This window comes from Ensifer adhaerens (assembly GCF_020035535.1).
Lineage (GTDB): Bacteria > Pseudomonadota > Alphaproteobacteria > Rhizobiales > Rhizobiaceae > Ensifer.
In genome coordinates this window covers 1,505,505-1,525,792 of sequence record NZ_CP083350.1, presented here as the reverse complement: position 1 = coordinate 1,525,792, position 20,288 = coordinate 1,505,505, and the positions used below count along the sequence as shown (strand labels likewise).

19 protein-coding genes and 1 pseudogene are annotated in these 20,288 nt (G+C 55.6%); 6 read left to right on the top strand and 14 right to left on the bottom strand.

Annotated features, from left to right (window positions below):
- Position 1 precedes the first annotated feature (1 nt).
- From LAC81_RS27300 to LAC81_RS27285, 4 genes are all read right to left on the bottom strand, one after another.
- Entirely contained in the window at positions 2–991 is a 990-nt protein-coding gene (locus LAC81_RS27300; RefSeq protein WP_419195886.1) for a serine hydrolase domain-containing protein, read from the bottom strand.
- 159 nt (positions 992–1,150) lie between these two features.
- Positions 1,151–1,723: a TetR family transcriptional regulator gene (locus LAC81_RS27295; protein WP_223730249.1), complete on the bottom strand. Its 573-nt coding sequence runs from the start codon at positions 1,721–1,723 to the stop codon at positions 1,151–1,153.
- Positions 1,724–2,230: 507 nt separating this feature from the next.
- Positions 2,231–2,590, bottom strand: coding sequence for a hypothetical protein (locus LAC81_RS27290; RefSeq protein ID WP_223730248.1), 360 nt, complete (start codon positions 2,588–2,590; stop codon positions 2,231–2,233).
- 1,170 nt (positions 2,591–3,760) lie between these two features.
- Positions 3,761–4,273 carry an HIT family protein gene (locus tag LAC81_RS27285; protein WP_223730247.1) on the bottom strand — a complete coding sequence of 171 codons (513 nt, stop codon included), beginning with the start codon at positions 4,271–4,273 and terminating at the stop codon, positions 3,761–3,763.
- 237 nt (positions 4,274–4,510) lie between these two features.
- Between LAC81_RS27285 and LAC81_RS27280 the strand changes: the two genes are divergently transcribed.
- Positions 4,511–4,885: a DUF4440 domain-containing protein gene (locus LAC81_RS27280; RefSeq protein ID WP_223730246.1), complete on the top strand. Its 375-nt coding sequence runs from the start codon at positions 4,511–4,513 to the stop codon at positions 4,883–4,885.
- Positions 4,886–4,908: 23 nt separating this feature from the next.
- Here LAC81_RS27280 and LAC81_RS27275 read toward each other — a convergent pair whose 3' ends face one another.
- Complete coding sequence (locus LAC81_RS27275) at positions 4,909–5,205, bottom strand: isochorismatase family protein (protein ID WP_223730337.1); 297 nt, start codon at positions 5,203–5,205, stop codon at positions 4,909–4,911.
- Positions 5,206–5,626: 421 nt separating this feature from the next.
- Between LAC81_RS27275 and LAC81_RS27270 the strand changes: the two genes are divergently transcribed.
- Positions 5,627–5,953, top strand: coding sequence for a DUF4258 domain-containing protein (locus LAC81_RS27270; protein WP_223730245.1), 327 nt, complete (start codon positions 5,627–5,629; stop codon positions 5,951–5,953).
- A 27-nt stretch (positions 5,954–5,980) separates the two neighbouring features.
- Positions 5,981–6,433: a helix-turn-helix domain-containing protein gene (locus LAC81_RS27265; RefSeq protein ID WP_223730244.1), complete on the top strand. Its 453-nt coding sequence runs from the start codon at positions 5,981–5,983 to the stop codon at positions 6,431–6,433.
- A 1,223-nt stretch (positions 6,434–7,656) separates the two neighbouring features.
- Here LAC81_RS27265 and LAC81_RS27260 read toward each other — a convergent pair.
- Both LAC81_RS27260 and LAC81_RS27255 read right to left on the bottom strand, forming a co-directional pair.
- Positions 7,657–8,846, bottom strand: a protein-coding gene (locus LAC81_RS27260) for an IS3 family transposase (protein ID WP_223725348.1) whose coding sequence is annotated in 2 segments (ribosomal slippage) — positions 7,657–8,594 and positions 8,594–8,846 — 1,191 coding nt in all. Because the reading frame shifts where the segments join, the coding sequence is not laid out codon by codon here.
- A gap of 111 nt (positions 8,847–8,957) precedes the next feature.
- The gene (locus LAC81_RS27255) at positions 8,958–9,752 is read right to left on the bottom strand and encodes a hypothetical protein (protein WP_223730243.1); all 795 of its coding nucleotides are present in this window, start codon (positions 9,750–9,752) and stop codon (positions 8,958–8,960) included.
- Between the two features lie 756 nt (positions 9,753–10,508).
- Between LAC81_RS27255 and LAC81_RS27250 the strand changes: the two genes are divergently transcribed.
- Positions 10,509–11,177, top strand: a complete 669-nt coding sequence (locus LAC81_RS27250) for a hypothetical protein (RefSeq protein ID WP_223730242.1) — start codon at positions 10,509–10,511, stop codon at positions 11,175–11,177.
- Here LAC81_RS27250 and LAC81_RS27245 read toward each other — a convergent pair.
- A complete protein-coding gene (locus LAC81_RS27245) occupies positions 11,158–11,751 on the bottom strand; it encodes a M50 family metallopeptidase (protein WP_223730241.1) in 594 nt (197 codons plus the stop codon). The two genes, LAC81_RS27250 and LAC81_RS27245, sit on opposite strands and share 20 nt — an antisense overlap.
- Before the next feature lie 150 nt (positions 11,752–11,901).
- On the opposite strand from LAC81_RS27245, the pseudogene LAC81_RS27240 reads away from it, so the two are divergent.
- Positions 11,902–12,344, top strand: a pseudogene (locus tag LAC81_RS27240) (IS66 family transposase); the annotation flags it as partial.
- Positions 12,345–12,822: 478 nt separating this feature from the next.
- On the opposite strand, the gene LAC81_RS27235 reads toward LAC81_RS27240, so the two are convergent.
- From LAC81_RS27235 to LAC81_RS27210, 6 genes are all read right to left on the bottom strand, one after another.
- Positions 12,823–13,053: a hypothetical protein gene (locus LAC81_RS27235; RefSeq protein ID WP_223730240.1), complete on the bottom strand. Its 231-nt coding sequence runs from the start codon at positions 13,051–13,053 to the stop codon at positions 12,823–12,825.
- Positions 13,054–13,099: 46 nt separating this feature from the next.
- Positions 13,100–13,498, bottom strand: a complete 399-nt coding sequence (locus tag LAC81_RS27230; protein ID WP_223730239.1) for a hypothetical protein — start codon at positions 13,496–13,498, stop codon at positions 13,100–13,102.
- Between the two features lie 233 nt (positions 13,499–13,731).
- Positions 13,732–14,520, bottom strand: coding sequence for a hypothetical protein (locus tag LAC81_RS27225; protein WP_223730238.1), 789 nt, complete (start codon positions 14,518–14,520; stop codon positions 13,732–13,734).
- 40 nt (positions 14,521–14,560) lie between these two features.
- Positions 14,561–15,367, bottom strand: coding sequence for a metallophosphoesterase (locus LAC81_RS27220; protein WP_223730237.1), 807 nt, complete (start codon positions 15,365–15,367; stop codon positions 14,561–14,563).
- 11 nt (positions 15,368–15,378) lie between these two features.
- Entirely contained in the window at positions 15,379–17,145 is a 1,767-nt protein-coding gene (locus LAC81_RS27215) for an AAA family ATPase (protein ID WP_223730236.1), read from the bottom strand.
- A gap of 264 nt (positions 17,146–17,409) precedes the next feature.
- On the bottom strand, positions 17,410–18,006 hold the full coding sequence (locus LAC81_RS27210; protein ID WP_223730235.1) for a hypothetical protein: 597 nt from the start codon (positions 18,004–18,006) through the stop codon (positions 17,410–17,412).
- A gap of 408 nt (positions 18,007–18,414) precedes the next feature.
- Here LAC81_RS27210 and LAC81_RS27205 point away from each other — a divergent pair, with 408 nt between their 5' ends.
- Entirely contained in the window at positions 18,415–19,203 is a 789-nt protein-coding gene (locus LAC81_RS27205) for a hypothetical protein (RefSeq protein ID WP_223730234.1), read from the top strand.
- Positions 19,204–20,288: the final 1,085 nt, after the last annotated feature.

Below are 20,288 nucleotides of genomic sequence, written 5' to 3'. Positions count from 1 at the left end.
CTCAACCATCCGTCTCCGGATCGGCCTTCACCCTTGTGATGATCTCGCCGAGCACCAGATGCAGCGCGTCGCGGTAGCCATTTCGGGCTGACGGTCCGCTCTCGGCTGAGGTCATCACCACAGTCAGATCAAGGCTCGGCACGATGTAGAGCATCTGACCGCCATAACCCCAGGCGAAGTGCACCTCTTCGCCAGCGATCTGGCGCTCGAACCAGCCATAGCCATACTCGTCGCCGGAGAAGCGCGAATTGGTGCGGTGTTGCCAGGACGCTGCGATCCATTCGGCCGACAGCAACTGCTGGCCTGAAACGGTACGACCGCCACTGCGGTAAAGCTCGCCGAAGGCAAGCAGGGAGCGAGGGCTCATCGCCATCTGGTTGCCGCCGAGATAGATGCCTTGCGGGTCACGATCCCAGGCCCCGATGCGGAAACCGTCGAGCGGCGCCAGCCAATCGCGCGCCAGGGCGAGGGTCGACTTGCCGCTGACCTTCGTCAGGATCGCAGAAAGCAGATGGGTCGAGGCGGTGGAATAGAGCATCTGTCCGCCCGGAGCATCATCGAAGGGCTGGGCAAGTGCTGTGCGCACCCAGTTTCGGCTGGCGACCCATCGCCCGTAGTTCGGCCCCGACAGCCGGCCGAGCCCGGCCTGCATCGACAGGAGATTGCCGATGGTGATGTCATTGATGCGCGGGTCTGGCGAAGCCGGCAGGTCGGCCTTGAGGATCGGCGCGATCTTCTGGTCCGGCCCTTCGAGCAACCCCTTGTCGATGGCAATGCCGACCAGCGCCGAGATGATCGATTTCGATGCGGATTTGATGTTGGTCGAGTCCGTCACGCGGTTGCCGCGATAGCCGCGCTCGGTGAGGATCTTGCCGTCGCGGGCAACGATCACGGTCTTCAACGGCTCGAGTTCCGGCCGCTTAGCCAGTTCTTCCAGCAAGGCCGAAACCGGCGGCGACGCCTGAGCGGCGGCCGGCAAGACGAAGAGCATCGAGAGAACGAGTGCGGGTGCGGCGAACCGCAGGAAAACAGCAGCGACAAATCTGGTCATGGGTCAGCATCTAAGACGGCCCGGCGCCGCCGTCATCCATTGCACGACCATCTCACGGCGATTTGACAGGTGGGTGACCGCGGTGCGCTGGCGCTGACTTCAGTCCGCCGGGCGCCTTGCGAAGGCTTCAACGAAGCGCGCCAGGCTTTGCTCGACGAAATCAGTGACCGGCACCCGCGGGTCGAAACTCCACCACAGCAGCGATCCCTGCCATTGCGACGCCATCAACAGCCCCAGACCGGGGGCCGCCGCAGGAAGATCGGCGAGGCATTCGTCGAGTACGGCCGAGAGCACGTCTCGCCACCTGGCGCCACGGACACGCAGCACGGGATCGCGCAGATCTTCCCGGAGTATCCGCAGGTCGTCGGCATAGCTGTCAATACCGCCATAGTCGCCCGAGAGGCCGACGAGCAGCGCGACGGCGCCCTCGGGCGTTCGCGGCACCGCTGCCATCAGTTCCGCCGTCTGGCGGTCGAGGCCGTCCCATGCCTGGATGAGTGCCCGCTGGATCAGTTGCGTCTTGTTCTCGAAGCGCTGCACCAGGGTGGCGCCGGAAAGGCCGGTGCTTGCGGCGAGTGCCGCAAAGGTCAATCCATCAGGGCCATGCGATCGCATCAGCGCGAACGCTGCCGACAGCACCTCTTCGTCTGGCATCGTTTTCGGGCGTGGCATCTTGACTCTCATTTATAACCGAACAATCATTTATATATCATCACGTCGATAGAACGGCCAGACATCTGATTGCGCTCGCTTGGTTTGTCGCTATGAGCGCTGATGTAGGCGATCCGCTCCGATAGTTTTGTCCTCCTTCCGTCGAAACGACATGTTGGCGACGTTAGCGAGGAGGAGGCCGCCAGAAGCAGGGGCTTCTTGATTTCATTGGGCAACCATACAATCCGAGCAACGATCACCACGACGGGGCCACTATCTCCGTCGCTGCGTCAGCGACTCACTGCTGGCTACGGATCGCTCGAGGGTACGTCGGCCCCACACTGGCGGCAGAATGACAGCGGTCCTGGCTACGATGATTTGACATCTCGACCGTTGTCGAGGTTCCGTTGAACTCTTTTCGGCCAAGACAGGTGTCGGACTTGATCGCCGCTCTCTTCGGGCGAGGTAACAAATATTTAGCATCTCGGCTGATAGGAGCAGCCCGCTGTCGTAGGGAGTTCCAACATGTCAGGCGTTGGCTTCAGACTCATACAACGACCAGAAAAAGGGGCGGGCCGCCAAATCGACGTTTACTATTTCGCTAAGCGCAAAAGCGGCGCCGATGTCGAAGGAACGGATCTTATCGCCATACTCGCTAGTCTCGCCGACGACTCTATGCGGGAGACCATTGAGGACGCGTTCGCAAAACTTCGGGCGCTTGCGGTAGCCGCTTTCGAGAAGGGACTGAAGGCCGCCGAACTTGAATTCTTGTTTCAACTTGACCTTTTCGAAGGCTGGCATTTTCAAGTCGTCGGCTTGGATCGCGACCGCCGGTTGACTTTCAAAACAACGAATAAATTTCGCGAGCATCTGGAGGAGGTGTACCATATCCCGCCTCTTCCGAAAGGCGCTGAAAGTGGTGCTCTCTAGTCCACCACGTCTCGCCTTTGAGCGCACGAAATAGACGCGCGTTCTCTAGAAGATGAGGGTTGCTCTCATAATATCCACCTTCAGCTCTGGCCGCAAACTGGATCAATTCATCCTCCTCGACCAGCAAAGCTCCCTCGCCGAACTCGGCTTCGATTTGCGCCCAGCGGGATTCGATATCCTCCGCTAGCCGGAAAAACTTTGATCACTCTTGTGGCGCGCGGCTTTGTTCCTCGGATATCCTCCTGCGTAGGCGAAACAAACTGCCAGATGCTACCGCGGATCGAACGCCTTCGACAAAATAATGCTTGTCAAAGAACGGTCGCGTGACGCCGCTCCGGTTTGGTGTCGCGTTTCCGAAAGCTGTCATAGCACACTCCTTCAGGGCTAAATCAAAGGAAGTGCCATTCCTTCGGTCGCAGTGAAATTCATAAAGACACCATTTGAGTGAAGCCGATCCGCCACGTCTCTATTGCATCTTTTTGTTGGACTCGAACGCAACGTAGCCAACCATGATATGATTCTGTCCCCGAAATTTGTCGGCGGCAAGTTTTCAAAAATCCCAACCGTTTTCCCCCTAGGTTCCCTTTGCGGCCAACCAGAGTCACTTTCACGGCGCTCTCACCCGATGAGTTGGCATGGTAAAGTGGGTGCGACGTTATCGTCCAGGATGCGCCATGTGACGAACCGTCGGCGCAAGTCCGTCGTCGAAAACCGTAACCGCATGAACGTGTTTCTTCCGCAGTGATCTTTAAAATTGTCTACCCGGATCGTTCTCGGCGCTCCGGCGTTGGCGCTTACCATACATCCGGGTGCCTGGATCGGCGGCAAGAGGAGCCGACTGGTTGTCGATCCCCCGTGCGCCAAGGCAGCCAGATGAAATAGTTTGACTGCTTCTCGACTTGGAGCGAAAGGCAAGATGATGTCCTGCACCAGCGGAGGACCCTGCCCCGGCACGAAAGAAGGCATCATAGAAGGTGTACGACTTCTCAATGTTTGAGACGCCGAACGACGCATGATGGAGCATCTGTGCTGTCCTTATGGACTGATGTGCGAAGAGAGCGGACCGAATATAGTCCGCACTTCACGCCTGAAGCAACGCCGTATTGTAGCGCTCCTCGCAGCACAGACCTACACGCCAAGCATCCCCTGCCGCAGCTTATTGGCGGATTCTGCGACAAAAGCGAGTTCCGCCTTCGAGTTCATGGTATCGCGGGCATGGCGAAGCGCCGGACGTACCGCGTCGATGGACTTTCCAAACTGCGCCATCCACGGATATCGAGGCACCATCCAAAGATGAAAGTGGTGCGACGTATCCTCATTGTAAAAATAGTAGACGTGCTCGATACCAAGCTGCTTTGCCTGCTGCCCCCTCAACTTCTGAACGAGGGGTAGAAACTCGGATGTCTCAGCAGGAGTCATATCAGTCAAAAGCTTGAAATGACGCTTCGCAGCGACGATAACTTGACCGGGCACGGGATAAGCGACGTCCTGGTGAGCATGAAAATACTCGGTCTCGAATATTGTCCCGCCAGGAAGCGGCTTGCGTCCCGACGTCAGTTCACAACTTAAACACACACTTGTAACCTGGTGATCGTCCATATCGGGAGTTGTTCGAGGTTCACGCTTGCCTTCCAGCAACATCAGTTTGACCGGCCCAATTGTCAACTTCCGAAGGCGCTTAGCACGGCGGCTCGACTGCGGCGTCTACCAGTTCGAAGTACCGGTTCACAAAGGACAGGAACCCGGCGAGGACGGTGATCGAATTTAGCGCCTCTGGTCTGAACTCAATCGAAACGCGCTGGGCCGTCTCGCTTGCAGCCCGGGCTGGTTTGATCGTTATAGTGATTTAATTGGTCGAGAACGTTTGAAAGAGGAAAAATGCTGAACCCTGCTCTCCGTGCAATCCTTGGCGAACTCAGCGCTCGCGAACCGCTTTTCCATCATCGGGAGCTTGGCACCAGCCGCGACGACCTCCTCAAAATGACGGTCGATGATTTTTGGGAAATTGGCGCAAGCGGCAAAGCCTACGACCGAGAATTTGTCATAGAGAACCTTTTGGAATTTTACAAAACCCCGGAGCCTGAAGGCTGGTCATGCTCGGAATTCTCCATTCGCCAGCTTGCGGAAGGTCTTTACCAGCTCAACTACATCTTGCAGCAGCCGGATCGGAGAACTCGCAGAACGACACTCTGGCGGAAAAATGCAGACACATGGCAAATTGTCTTTCACCAAGGTACCGTCATAGCTGAATAGCCCAAACCTAAAGCACCGGGTACCTAGACCCGGTATACGGACAGAAGAGCAATGGCTTCGTCTGTCGGTCGCACATCGCCAAAGCTACGATAGATATTGTGGAGCGTTGCGTTGTGGTCCTGGTCGCGGCTGGCAGCCGTCGCGTCAACCACGAAAACTACCCGGAATCCGCTGGCATAGGCATCACGGGGCGAGGACTCGCAGCAGATGTTCGTCAACGTTCCGGTGATGAGAACCGTGTCTAAAAATGCCCCCTTGGGTTTTCCAGAAAAGTGGGTATTGCACGCCAATTTTAAAAAGTCACTTCCCGAACACTGCATGAAAACAGCCATCTAGTGGCGCAGAAGCTGCTGCGGCTAAGGACGGTTTAGCTGGCGGTTCGTGGTGTCAAGGGGGTGCCGTGGTGTCGCTCCGCAGGCTGCGGGCTTTGAACCGTTGGCATCAGCGCCCCTCGTGGCTGGGCTTTACCAGAGTCGAAGGCTGACGCCGAGCATCTATCCGGGTCCGTATGTGGGCTCGAGCCGGAGAAGTCGCGTCGAAAGATCACTTGCGATCGACGCCCTGTCATGCCGTGCGAATATGCTCGGGAAATCGGCAATCCACCAAGGTCAGCGCGTCAGCGGTGTAGCAGGAAGGCGGTCTCATCCGCGCCGACGTGTGAGCGGCGACAGCCGAATACATCAACCATTGACTTTTCCATGGCCAGAACCTATACATTGTATAGGAAACTGGAGAGCAAGATTGTCGAATGTAGTCGATTTCGGAGCGCGAGAATCTGAGCAACCCAAAAAAATGTCGCGCGGTGAGTTTCAGAAACTCGTTCGCGATTTTACGATCAATGGCAAAGTCCAATACACCAGACACGCTAAGCAGGATCATCCAGAACGGAAGATCACAACGACCATGATCCGAAACTGCCTTCTAAAAGGAACAGTAATTATCGATCCTATTATCGATATCAAGGGTAATTGGAAAGCTGACGTGCACCGCCATGGAGCAGGACAAGAGTTGACCGTCCCAGTTGCCATTATTTGGGAAAAGCACGTCCTCGTAATTTCGGCGATGTAGTAGCTCGGGCGGGACAAGGAGATGAAGATGTACCATTATATTGAATGCGGTCTGGACAATGTCTACTTGGCATCTGGGTACACTGTCGAAGATACGTCCGGCTATGGAGAGACTTTTTCGATAGAAGATATGGTAGGCCTGCACAACGCCATCGGCGATAGCATCGTAAGGCAGCACCGGACCATGAATGGTGCTGAGTTCAGATTCCTTCGTTTGGAGCTTGATTTCTCGCAACGTGGACTTGCTGACCGCTTGTCGACCAACGAGCAAAGTATTGCGAAGTGGGAAAAGGCCTCAAATAAGCCGGTCTCCAATCGTGCGGCGGAACGGCTTCTGCGCATCATCTATGCGAACAAGAAAAAGGATGAGGAACTGAGTCGCTTGATCGAGAGTATTACCGAATCTGACCAGTCACTTGATGCTGAGCAGATTCAGTTCCGCCACGAGTCTGATGGCTGGCATACGGCGTTAGCCGCTTAGCGGAATCTTTCGCGGTTCCTTTGGAAGTGTGTCCGCTCCAAAGAGCCGACACATTTCTTGCATCGCGGAAAACGACTACGTTGAATGCGCGCTCTTACCTCTCCGTTGGCGCTGCGTCCGTCCATACGCTCCGACAGATCCTCTTAAGCCGAATCGCTATCGCCGTCCTCGCGTCGGCTGTTTAAAGCTGACTGCGGACCGAGCCCGGTCCTCCGGCGTCTGCGGACGACATCGCCAACTATTTGCCCCAGCATCGACCATTTCACTGATCTTCAGGTGGCCATTTGCCCAGCCCTCCACCGGCATCTCCTTGCCTGTTTGAGGGAAACAGATGAAATGGTGCCCATGCTTTGTCCGGTGCGGCCTTATTGGATGCATTCAGCAGTTTGAGCGACCGTCGCACATAATCTCTGCAGCGTTCTGCCATTGCCGCCTGTTACTCTCACCACTTCTTGCATCAAGATGCTCTCCAAACTGAAGGATCAGAGGGGCAAAATCGAGAGAGTGGTCGCTCGAACCGGTCATCATTCGGTCGACGAAAGCCCGAAGGCCATGGCTTCGAGTCGAGGCGGTCGTCGTCTGGCCGATGAACGTTTTGCGAAGCCGTTGCGCCGAATGGATTATGCCGCTACTTTGGCACGAACCAATCGTTGGAGAGTCCGATGTTGAGAGATAAGCCCGGCTGGGTAACCGACTACTAGATGCCGCGCAGGCATGAGCGGCGCGGCCGCGACTTCGCGCATATCCAACCGAAGCGCTGCTAGACGAACTGCGATACAAAGAATCTTGTCTTAGGCCCGCAGAAAGCCGCCTGTCTTCTTCGATGGACGAAACCCAGCAGCCGACGGCGATAGTTGCTGCCTCCCCGTCTTCGCAATTGGTCCCGTCAGAAGCATATGTTTCCAGTCACGGATCAGTCAGCGTTTGTAAGCGCGCCGATTGCCAAATTTTCACTGATCGAAAAGTGGGCCAGTGACAGCGCTGCCTAATACCAGGCATGCATGTCTACAAGTTTGCCAGTATTATTCCATTTCGGACGTAGCATTTGAGACGAAAGCCCCCGATGACGGCCTGCCACGAGATCACCATTGGAAACGCATCGAACTTGAAACCGGCCATTAATAGCCAATAGTCCGAGGCGTTTCCGAGATCGACGACGGCCCGCGAAGGCTCTTCAGTCATATGCTCCAACGATGAAACGCACTTGACCTGCCACTGAACTTTCATCCAGCGGCGATTAGAGCCCCGGCGGTTTTCGATACGCCATTTGGCGCGGTGGGAGCAACCGGCGGAAACGCGTAGCCTTCATCTTGCGCAGCGTTGGAGCCGGTTGCGGCGATGGTCCCGGCATAGTTGGCCGGGGTCTGATATCCGAGCGATGAGTGTGGCCGGAAATTGTTGTAATCCTCCGCCCATTCGGAAATGGCGCTGCGAGCGTGGCCGAGACCGAAGAACAGGCTCTCGTTCAGCAGTTCGTCGCGCATGCGGCCGTTGAAGGATTCGACGTAGCCGTTCTGCATCGGCTTTCCCGGCGCGATGTAGTGCCATTCGACCTTGTGCTCCTTTGACCAGGCGAGGATCGCGTTCGACGTGAACTCCGTGCCATGGTCGGAGACGATCATGCCGGGCTTGCCGCGCCGTTCGATAAGCGCCGTCAGTTCGCGGGCGACCCGACGCCCGGAGATCGATGTGTCGGGGATTGCCGCCAGGCATTCGCGCGTCACGTCATCGACGATGTTGAGCACGCGAAACCTCCTTCCGCAGGCAAACTGGTCGTGGACGAAATCCAGCGACCAGCGGGCATTGGCCTTCGCTTCGACCAGGATCGGCGCACGCGTGCCGACGGCACGCCGTCTGGCTTTCCGCTTGCGGACCGACAGCCCTTCCTCGCGGTAGAGCCGGTAGATGCGATTGACGCCGGACGGCTCTCCGTCTCGCTTGAGCAGGACGAACAGCCGCCGATAGCCGAAACGCCGTCGCTCGTTGGCGAGGTCGCGCAGTCTTGCCCGCAGTTCGACCTCCGGCGGCCGGCAGGACCGATAGCGCACCATCTTCCGATCAGCGGATATGATCTGGCAGGCCCGCCGTTCCGAAAGACCCATCACGGTCTTCAGATGCGCGACGGCTTCGCGCTTGGCGGCAGGCCCTACCATTTTTTTGCCAGAAGCTCGCGGAGCGCGGCAGCGTCCAGCATCTGCTCGGCCAACAGCTTCTTCAGCTTAGCATTCTCCTCCTCGAGCGCCTTGAGACGCTTCGCCTCGGAGACCTCCATACCGCCGTATTTGGCTTTCCAGTTATAAAAGGTCGCTTCCGAAATCCCGTGCTTGCGGCAGAGCTCAGCCACCTTCGCGCCAGCCTCCTGCTCCTTCAGCACCGCAATAATCTGCTCTTCCGTAAATCTCTGCTTCTTCATGCGTCCGTCCTTAATCAGGCCGGACTCTAATCCAATCTGGAGGAAATTACCCGTGGCAGGTCACACTCGGCAACGATTGCGGCGAGATCTTAAGTGAGACCAAATTCCCATTCAGACCCGCGCGCTTGTACACTCAATATCGAACCGAGGTATTCCCGGTCCAGCGAGACTAACTCGCACGGCATTCCTACGGTTTTCTTCGATGCGCTCGCGAACTGATTGGGCTTTTTCGTCAAGCGCCTCGACGGTTACATTGAGCCACTTTACCGCCTCCATCGCAGATATTTCACCCAACGCGTATAGCTCGAGATATTTCCGCCAATAAAGGGGATGGTCTTCCAATCGCAAATTTGAGGAGCTTGTTGCTAGGATCTGAAGCGCCCTCCCAATAGCCGAAAAAACGTCAGTGCTGGTCATAGAACGCGAAGGAGTCCCAAGCTTCCATTCTTCGATATGCAGCCAGTCCGCGGCGTTTGACTCAGTGAAAGCCGTCAGTATCCACACCTGTCCTGAGGTCTCGAACTTCCAGTCGTAGTTATCCATCTTGCCGTTGGCAATTATCGCAGTAGTAGAGAAGTCGAGATCGGTAATTCGGAAGGACCGCAGGTTCTCAAACAGGTTCCGGATTTCGTCGGTAACTATGAAACCGTCAAAGGACGTTGGAACACCTGCTTCTTCGTCGCTGACCCAAATCCAAGACATAACATACGCGCCGAAATCGTACCGGTCGATGATGCCCGAAGTTTCTATGACCAACTCGTCCTTGCCAGCAGCTTTTTCTTCCGCCGCCTTTGTGAACGCTCCTGTCTGCCGATGAGGCCTTACCCTCAACCTATCCGCCAGCGGGCCTTCGCCCAGCGCATCTATGACTAAGTCGATTTCGTCATTTGAAAGCTCAACCCACATTTTTTAGTCTCAGTAAACGCGATACTATGAGTGTTCGGTCGATTATTGGCCGTGTCAACTCCTGTTCACATCGTCGCGCTTTGATGGGCGATTAGAAGATTTCGCCCTAGCAACGGTGGGTGTCTATGCGCACCCCACGCTTACTCAGCCAGAATTACGCGGGTGATGCCGAAGGGGTGAGCCACAGTGGAGAGAGACAATTTGCCGTCCGATACTTTTGAGATCCCTACCTTCGATGCGCCGCGGGTTTTTCATCGAGCCAAAAGCAGGTGATCGCCGCGCAAAGGTCATTTGCGGTAAACTCAGGCTATCCGTATTTTGCTAAGGACATCCTGAGTTAACTTAGGATGTCTTTTCCAATCAAAGGTGGAAGCTGGACGTCCCTTTCACACAGCAAGTCGCAATTTCCAGCGGCGCTCGATGATCTGCTGGGAACCTTGTCAAGATTGTCGCGGACAAGGATCTCACGGGTTGGGGTGAAGCCAGCCCTTAGCCGTTGCCACGACGTCAGGCATTGAGTGGTGTGTGCCATAGTGAATGATATGTCTCTCGCTGAGAAACCAGTGACTCCAATCCGCCCGCCCCCCTATCCACGCGCTGCCGATCTCAAATCCTGCACCATCTTGCTACGGCCCCGAATCGGCCAGAAGCAAACGCTTTGCGCCCACGAAAAGTCAGTTCACCATTACTCAATGTGGGGCCGGAGTAGTGGACAGTATGAGGACGATAGAGGGATGTGGTGAGAGACTATCGAGTGTGATCGAGCGGGATCGTGCGGCTGCTGTTAGCGCCGCCAAGCGTTTCGCCATGGAGCGGAATGACTTGATAGAAGACGTTTTGGGTGCGGATGAGCAAATGATCGAGTTGCTTTGCGGTGCAGATCATCGGCTTTGGCAAGCGCAGCTAAGCAGAGCAAGGACGAAGGTTTTGTCCGCTTGCGCATCCTCAATCCTCTTCATGACGCTCACGTTGCTCTGCCTCGGACAGATCAATTCCCACGGACCATCTTTTGAAGCGCTACTCGCTGCTCCAGGAGCAGTTCTAACTTCTGCGTGCTTATCGAACACGCTCATTTGGATGAGAAGTTCGGTGCGGGAGCTGCTCACCTTGAGGTGGAGCGGAAAATCAACTCACTCCACGGCAATCGTTAACGCATGCATTGCGAATATCTGCTGTGTCGGTGGTAGAGGTGTGTATTCTCCAGGGAAAACGACTCTTGACCCAGATGGCTTCACCGTAGGCTTCGCGGCTTTTTCCGACATGGCGCAGACGACCCTTACAATAGAGCAAAGGTTCACCAAACTTGCCCTACGCTCGGAAACTGGAAAGAATTTCCGGTTCATTCTTTTCAACCCCGCCGACATCGAGCGAGCACGTGCTGCAAATGAAAAATTGAACTCATGGATTAACGTGCCGGTACATTGAAAAGATCCCCTCTCATCAGCGCTTCCATTCTTGCACTCTCATTTCGGCCTCTAATTTCTGGCGTGATTTCTCGACCAGAGGCTACCGTCTCTAAAGCCTCGGGCGAAAGGAAGCTTTCGGTCAGGAGGCAATCAACAAGTCTGTAAAACATTACTTTCTGCGAATGAATGATGCCACCGAGGCCCAATAGGGTCTTCGACGGATTCAGTAGCCGTGACCGAGCTACACCCGCCCGCACTAAAACGGCGATATCAGAGGGCCCTTGACCGAGAAGACCCAACGGCCATCCACTCCCATTACCACATACGAATCTTGCGCGCGAAAAAGTCCGTTGATCAAACGTATCGTCTTGCCGCGAGTGCGTTTTAACGTAAGTTTCTGCAGCCCATCCAGCTAGCGAAAAGTCAATATGCTCATCGTCGCTCAGCCTGTTTCCTTTTTCTAGCCCATTGGACGGCAGCGTACTTTCCCCCATCATGATACTGACGAATTTCAACCGCACGCCATAGCGCCGGGCGAATACATAATGTCCAATCTCATGAGCAGCGTTCTTTAGTTTTTCGTTATCAGGCATTCAACAGGTCTCCGTCGCAACCGGACCCTACCCGCACGCTCTTACCCAATGGTGAACCCGCCTAAACGTGCGTCCACGTCGCGTGAATAGGTGCTCAGCCGCAGCGGCTTTTCTCCCCGCCGAAGCCTGTGTCAACTTGCCGACGACGGATCCTATCGCTTCGAGGACAGTCGAGCCAATGAGTGCGTTGCACGGACTTGAACGGCCATCGCCGCATTCTGCAAGTGGCCGGGTACGCCGCCTCCAACAAGCTTGTGCGTAAAGATCAAGGCAATGACGGCGTCACCTTGACGGAGACCGTCGAGCGCATGGTGAAGCTCGGGGAGATAGAGGAAATTGTTCCGAGCCAAAGCTCCGAGGCTCGTGTCGCCGCGCGTCACCGGATCGCGCTGCAGCGATCGTCAAAGACCTCTTCACTCTCTGGCAGGCGACCGTGCCGCGTGTCTCGGGTAAGTCGAATCTCGCGGACGCTCCGTTATGGCATCTCGCGTCGTGACATCTTCGAGCGCTTCCTGACCGACGGCCGCATCGAACGTTTTGCGAAGCTATTGCGCCGAATGGATCCGGCCGCTACTTTGGCACGAACCAATTCTTGGAGAGTCCGATGCTGAGAGATAAGCCCGGCTGGGTGACCGACTACTAAATGCCGCGCAAGGCATGAGCGACGCGGCCGCGACTTCCCGTCATATCCAACCCGTCGAAGAGCCTGCGATACAAAAATTCGTGGCTTGGGCCCGCAGAAAGCCGCCTCGCTTCTTCGATGGGACGAAACGAAGCAGCCGACGGCGATAGTCGTCGTCGCCGCCTTTCCATCTTCGCAATTGGTCACGTCAGAAGCATATGTTGACAATCGTAAGCATATGCTTCCAGTCAGGGATCAGTCGCCGTTTGTAAGCGCGCCGATTGCCAAATTTTCACTTGAAACCGGCCATCAATAGCCAATAGTACAGTCCCGCAGGATGGGCCCTCCGTTGTGAAGTCGGCTTGAAGATCGTGCACGATGTTCGGAAGGAATCCCGTCTGCTTTTTTTGTTGTTGGCTAAACCGGCACCGGCTAGCAGCAGTATTGAATCAATAAAATGATGTGGCTACCGTGGCCAAGTATGCGGGAAGTGGAGCATTTGAGGCGATCTCTTTCATTTCGGCAAGGAGCGCAGTCCGGTCTTCATCATTATCATGCGGCTCCCTGATCGTTGCATCCAGACCATGCAGCATTTCGAACAACTCGCCGTAAAATTCTTCGGCGCGTGCACGTTTGTCCCGGTCGTAATCCTCAATAATTTCATGTACTTCGTTGAACATTTAGGCCTCGCTTTCCTACGGAGCCTATATCCAATTCAATCCGTCCTCACGTCGGTTCGGTTGCCATAGTTAATGTAGGGAGTACGCGCATCTTATCCCTGAAGCTGCCGCCGAACTTCAGGGTAGCGTTGAGCAATCGGATGCGCTCGTCGGCTTTCGGATCAAATCCGGCGTTAATGAGACGGATGGAGGCAAGAGCCTTCGCGTGCAGTACCGTCAGCTCAAACATCAGGCACAGAACGCGAAGCTTGTCACTGTAATGCTTTGCGATGAACGCTTCGCCTTCCTCTGCCCAAACTTCCGGATTTTCTTGGTACATGTCGTAGGCCTTAACTAAAACGGCTCCAGCCGTCTGCAATCCGCCTTCGTTGAGCTGAACGACACTTTCGAATTTCTTTATCTTATGAACCGCCATATCCAGCAATTCTTCTATAATGGTTTCCATCTCTACACTCGGCTGCGTATTGCCTCTTTGGAAATTGGAATCCGCTTTCTGCCAGAAGTAAAGCGCCGAAATTCTCACCAGCAAGTCGCGCCGAAATGGCTCACGTCTAGGTTCTCCCGAGGATCGATGAGCAAGACAGCCACACGCTCACGTGTGATTGCCACTGGTCTCCCCCAACTCGGCCTTGGTATGTGAATAGCCAAACAACACCACCACCTCTGCTCTATAGGCGCTCATGATGGACGAGGCTTGAGTCTGCGGACCGGCAGCGCTTCCACATGTTGAACCTCCCGGTCAGCAGTATACGGCACTTCGATCTCCCACGTCCGCATTCGTCGGATGGCCTCTTCACCAGAGATACCAAGCCGGATCGTAACGATCCGTAGGCTGAGGGCTCCTGCCGACCAACCCTGCAGGACCGTCCGCTCATATTCCGGATGTTCCGGGCTAAAATGACTATTGTCCCCGTTTCGGAAAATATCGATGGCCTTCAGAATGCAACAAACGGCATCTTCATCGGACATATAACCCGCTTCGAAACCTGTCACGGATGGCCAAGATTCCTCGTGCCACCATCTCGGTGATCGCGTAAATCGTTCGTTGCCGCCCACTTCGAAACGCCAGTAACTGCCGCGCGCACGAAAATAGAAATGATGTCCGTCTAATCTTCCTTCTGCCTGCACGGGCGTCCAGCCTGACAGGTGGTACAATTCGAAGCCCTTAAGCCCTTCCAGAGCCCTTCGCGTATCTGCTGAGAGATGCAGCCGTTGAAGGTCGAAGGGAGCGTCTTCAGGATCGTCGAATTCCAGGCCGAAACCGGCTTGTTTCATCACACGGAAAAACTCCGACACACCCCGTACCACCGTGGGGGGTGCCCAAATGATATCATCACGAATGTAACCTGCCTCGTCAGCGAGTTGTTCGACTTCTCGCCTGTCTTCCGCCGACATCTTCTTGAAGGTGACCGCATACGTGCAGGAGCCATTGCTCCAAAGCGGCTTTAGAACGAGCTTGCTGGACATTAGATTTTACTCCTTTGGGTGCGCTCACATACGTTCTGGTTCAAAGTTCGATGACGAAGCCGGGGCGATATCCGTTTTTGCCGCGCTCATGCCGATAGCCGAGCGGGTTGCAGATCACCCGCGTATGCCCTTCGACGTAGTCCTGGAACTGATGGATGTGGCCGTGAATCCAGACATCCGGCCGCCCGGTTTGGATGACATCTGTGAGATCACTGGCAAAGGCAGCGTTGGTGGCATGACCCTTGTACTGCTTCAACAATGATCGTGGAGACGGCGCATGGTGGGTTAGGACGACGGTCTTGCCGGTCCAGGATCTTGTCATTTCACCAGAGATGAACGCCTTGCTTTCTACATGTCGGCCGATGATCTCGCGGCTCGTGATAAGCTTGGGCATCCCCTCACGAAACGGAGGCGAGCCATAGATTTCGCGGAAATCGAGCATGTTTCGTCGGCAGAAGTGGACGGCTGCCTCGGCACGATCAGGAAGCGGCAACTCATCATCGATGCCCCATGGAATCTGATAGTCAGTCCAGAGCGTCGCACCAATGATCCTGACGTGATCGATTTCGAGCGTTTCGTTTTCCAGTGGATGGATGTTGCATTCGTCCGTGCCTTCGCGTGCTGCCGATAAGGCACCGTCGATGGTGTTCCCGTAGTAGTCGTGGTTCCCAAGGACCACGACGACCGGCATTGTTGGAGCGATCCGCCGTTTCAGGAATTCGAGACCGAACGCAAGGAAGCCGGAAATGTCGCCTGCGCAGACGCAGATGTCGGCTGGAGGGATGTCGAATTCGGCTGTCATATCGGCATGTGTGACGTGCATGTCACTGATGATCCACGCTTTCATGGCGGTAACCTTCAAGAAGCTGGGGGAAAAGGGGCGCTTAATGCAGGCGCATCATTGGCCGCAGGAGTACTAGACTTCAGGCCACGGTCGGTATGCGTGGGGGCGGCGTTGAGCTTAGCCGCCATCTTTGCGACCTGATCAGCAGAAACTTTCCCCTTCGCCACCAGCTCGTCGGCAATAGCCTCAACGAGTTTCAGCTGATTGCGGATAATCTGCCTCGCTCGCTCAAATTCGGTCCGGAGTAGATCGTCCACCCAGATCGCGACGCTGGGGTCGTGAAGGCGAAGTGTTTCAAGGTCGCGGTCGCTCTTCGCCAAGCTATGACGAAGCCGATTACCCATGCCCATAGCGCTCTGTAGCATCGTGGCGATCCGGGTTGCTTGCGCGAGGTCAGAGTCCGGCCCTGCGCCAGCTCCGTCACTCACTGCCCCAAGGAGCACCTGCTCGGCAGCAATCCCCGCCAGCAACACCACAATGCGATCCCTATAGGTTTGCGCGGTGCGGTATCCGACGTTGGGTACCTCGAAATATGCGCCACCACCCGGGACCGTCTGACTGTCGTTCCTAGTATGATCGATGATCATCGCACCGTAGAACGTGCCATGGTCAAGCGCGACGACCGCAACGGTATGGCCTGCCTCATGCACAGCAAGCGCGCGACGCAATTCGCCCGTGATCGCCACCATTTCTGGCAACGATTTCATAATGTCAGCCACCCCCAAGTCACGCTTAGCCCTTCGGGCAAGCCGTTTGGCATCTCGGGCCACCTTCGCGAGATCAGCTCCAGAAAACCCATCGGTGGCTGCCATCAACGTTGGATGATGTTTTCTCGGCAGTGATTGACCAAGCTGTTGTTGAAGGATGGCGATCCTGTCTGTCGCAGTTGGGAGGGGAATGGCCACGTGTCTATCCAATCGCCCAGGCCGCAAGATGGCAGGATCGATACGATCAAGAGCATTGGTCGCGCCAATTACGACGACGCCTTCGCGTCCATCAAGGCCATCCAAGTGTTCGAGAAACCCATTCACCACCTGTGTGCTGTAGTCTTTGTTATCTGCCGAGAAGGAATTGCGGTCGCCAAAACTGTCCAATTCATCACAGAACAGAATGCAAGGCGCACTTTCCTTCGCCTTTTCGAAGTCGGTTCTCATGGCCTTTAATAGGTCACCAAGGTGACCTCTTGCCTGCCATCTAGCCAAAGATGTCGCAATGATCGGCACATTGCATTGTCGGGCAAGAGCAGCAGCAAACTGCGTCTTGCCAACGCCTGGTGGTCCTGAAAGAACGATACCGGCGTCGACTTCCGACCAATCGATCTGACCTCGCTGCCAATCGATGAGGTCCTGGGCAAGCTCAAGTCCCCAGTGCTTTGCTGTTCCGTAGCCGAACATGTCCTGCAATGGCGGGAGGCCTCCCCTCTTCTCCGTCGGCTGGCTGACAGCGGCGGCGGAAGCCTCTGCCAGCCGCGCCAAAGCAGATCTGATTGGACGACCTCGCCGTAACGCAGCCCAAACATGCGGCAGTGGATAAGACATCGCGGCTTTCGCTTCGGAGGGAGTGACATCGATCTGATAAGCGATCCGGCAGCCGATCCGAAAATCCATGGCCGAAATCGACGGGATGTCGGCTTCGACGTCAACTTTCAGGGAAACTTGAAAAGGAAGTTCAGCACCCTGTTCCCTCAAAATCAGAAGGCGACGCTTTCGGTTGCAATCCCCTTCCATCTTCTTGAGGATGGTGCGCGGCTTATCGGTAGCGGCGATCACCACGTAGGCCATGTCGTCTCGGTCAACAGACAAGCGAAGCAAGAGACTCTCGGCGCATGCATCGTAATCCTCGCCCGACTGGTCTGAGGGAACGTTCAGCAGAACCACGCAGTCCGAGCCTCTGTTAAAATCGCGAGCCTTCCTGAGTGCACGTCTAAGTGTGCAGTACAACGCGGCGTCCTGTGGCGTTTTCAGTGAATGCTTTGTTTTAGGCACAGTTATCCTCCTCGCAACCTGAGGTGCGAACTTCAAACAGGGGAATGTTGTGTGATGGGCTTAGCCGCGATAGCGGCGAACAACTGTCTCGGGTCCGATGAGCGCAGTATCGAGATCAATCTCGATGAATCGACCGACGACCATGTTTGCAAGACCCAGTATGGGCTTGGACTCCTGGAACACGGAGAGGCTCTCAGCCAGGGTTAGAGAATAGTGCTGATCCAGAACGGACAACAATCTCACCCGGTCTCCCAAGCTCACTTCACCACCAGAGCATTGCAACAGATCTTTGCAATTCCTCAGACGGATAGGGTCAATGTCTCCGCGCGACATTGTCCGATACGTGAACCCTTGACTGGTGACCGCTTCCGACACCCATTGGGGCGGTCGGCGCTGCCCAATCACATCGATCACCAGAACGTCGTACTGACGTTCGGCGACGAAATCGGGAGAATAGGTATCAAATCCATGGCGAAGGTGCAGAGACCGGCAGTTCCAACTCGAAACTGCATCTTCAAAATCCAGCAAACATGCAACATCGCGAGCCAACTGGTCCCTGGCGATGAAGCGGCCTACACATCTGCTAAATTTGGGTTGGGAGAGAATGGTTTGCGACGTACGTGACGTCTTGCCAGCGGGCAACGACTGAATACTCATCTACACAACTCGAATAAACACGCAGTTGACTACAGCCTCTCTCGAGGCGGCGGATCAGCGGGATATTCGTATGATGCTTAGAGTCGCGTTTTCCATAATCAGAACAGATAGAGAACAATATCGAGCCTGTCAACGGTCTTTTTTAGAGGAGACTATACCGACGGTCAGCCTATCACGCGGTCTGGGTAGCAGTCCTGATCTCCGGCATCGACCTGGAAACGCCGGGAGCCTGAACGGAAGGGACGGGTCCAAACGTCGGTGGGCAGCCCACCTCAGAAGGATCTTCCAATCTCGGCCTGACAGGCGTCGACCTACGACAAATCAACGTCAACTCTTTCGGGGTTCGCCGCTTGACGGTGACGGAAATCCGCTCCAGCCTTGTCGCTATCGTTACTCGGAAACATTTTTATGGGAATTTACAGCATCGAGAACACCTACTGCGCCACCGTTTATGTTCAGGCAAACACCCTGAGGGATGCGAATGCCAAATTAGAGGCGCTGTTGGGAAAGACAATCAACGCCTGTGACAAGGCCTGGTTTTCGGAGGCTCAGTTTGGCACGCCGGAGATGCCCGAGCTGAGTTTCGCTACGGCATTTACGTCCTACGGCCCCAAAGACGATGCGGTGCTGAACTCGGTGACGAACACCGAATTTGGTAAGAAAATGGAGGCCGAGAGCCGAGGAGGTAAGTCTCGCCTATTGCCTAATATTGACCGGAGCAATTTCAGCGGTAAAGGCATGTGCGTTTACTGGTGTGATGTCGAGCTGGCCTCTACGGTGTTCTTCCGAGCTAAGGACGATATTGAAGCAACCGAGAAGCGGGTTGACTTGGAGGACTGGGACGTCGATCTGGAGTACACGCGTACTTGGTTGTATCCCGAAGCCTTGGACGATCGAGACTTTCCGTATGCGCTTTCTCCCAACTTTGCTATCCGTGCCCGGAAGGGATGCGAGCTGGGATTGAGATGGCCGGAAAAAGAACATGTAGAGGCAGCAAGCCCCCTGGCAAAGGCGGTTAGCTCTGTCGCGGTTCCTACTGACGATCCTCCCAGGCACACCTCAAGTGCTGATGGAGCGGTGCAATACCTCGCGGAACGCCTCAGGAAGTACAGTACCCACTGTGGCGGGCACTTCGCATCCATGATCGTCGAGCACGCTCGGATGCTCGTCCTCCGATGGTGGAAGCATTCGGTGTAGGGTTCCCTACCAGGAGCCAAGGGCGCTCTGATCATTGAATCCGCGCCTGGATTTCAATTTGGCCCCCCTCACCTGCTCGTTTACGATGAGCACGGTCAGGTTGTGGGCGCAACCGCTAGATGTCTCTGACGCGAGATAGCGCGAAGATTGCGTGGACGCCGGGGCCAATCGCTTCTGCTTTAAATCGATTGTTTGAACCGATGCCATGGCGGCTAGTGGCTGCCCTCGACAAAGGGCCCGTCGTTACAGTGCGCGGGGCTCGGAGGCGACGCCAGCGCGCAGCTTCTAGCGGATCTGCGCCAGGAAGTTCACTAGAAGTCGCCACCACTTCACTAACGAATTCCACTACCAGTTAGTGACACGCGGCAGGAATGTAGCGCCTGCAACTGCCGTGGACTGCGGCCGTCCATCCGCTCCGATAGATCCCGTCACGAAGCATCGTTATCGCCGCCTCACCTCGGTAATTTAAAGCTGACTGCGGGTAGAAGCCCGCTCCTCCAGCGTCCGCGGACGATGCATCGCCAACTATCTGCCCTAGCATTGACCATTTCGCTGATCATCAAGTGGCCATTTTGCTTAAGCCTGTCGCGGGCAATTTCCTTCAGAGCCGACTGACATTCCGAATTGCAGGCGTAAATGCCTTCTTGTTGGTTGCGGCCGACGAGTGTCGAATGCCTAATAGTACAGCGCGGCCTGCGCGAATGTGTGGGCCCTCCAAGGACAACAAAATGAAAGCAGATTCTTCGTGTGATTTTCTGTCTCCAGACGGCGCTCTTATTGTGGGGACATCCGAAAAAATATTTGCAACTGCTTCGATCTCCGGTATCGATCCGACAACTGGGGAGCCCCTGTACTTCGGAGGAACCGAGGTTCATTGGGATACCCAGAAGACTCTTGAACGTGGGGGTAAGATTCTCTTCGTTTGCTCGGAGGGCAACGAATGGACGTTCGACCAGCTAGTGCCCGCTTTGACTTATGAGCCCGAGCAGTCCCCTCTTTCGCTCCGCTAGTCGTATTCCGATGGAGGCAGAAACGGTGTTCGCTGAAGACTCTTTTCAGCGTTCCGCCGTCATCGCATCGTGCGT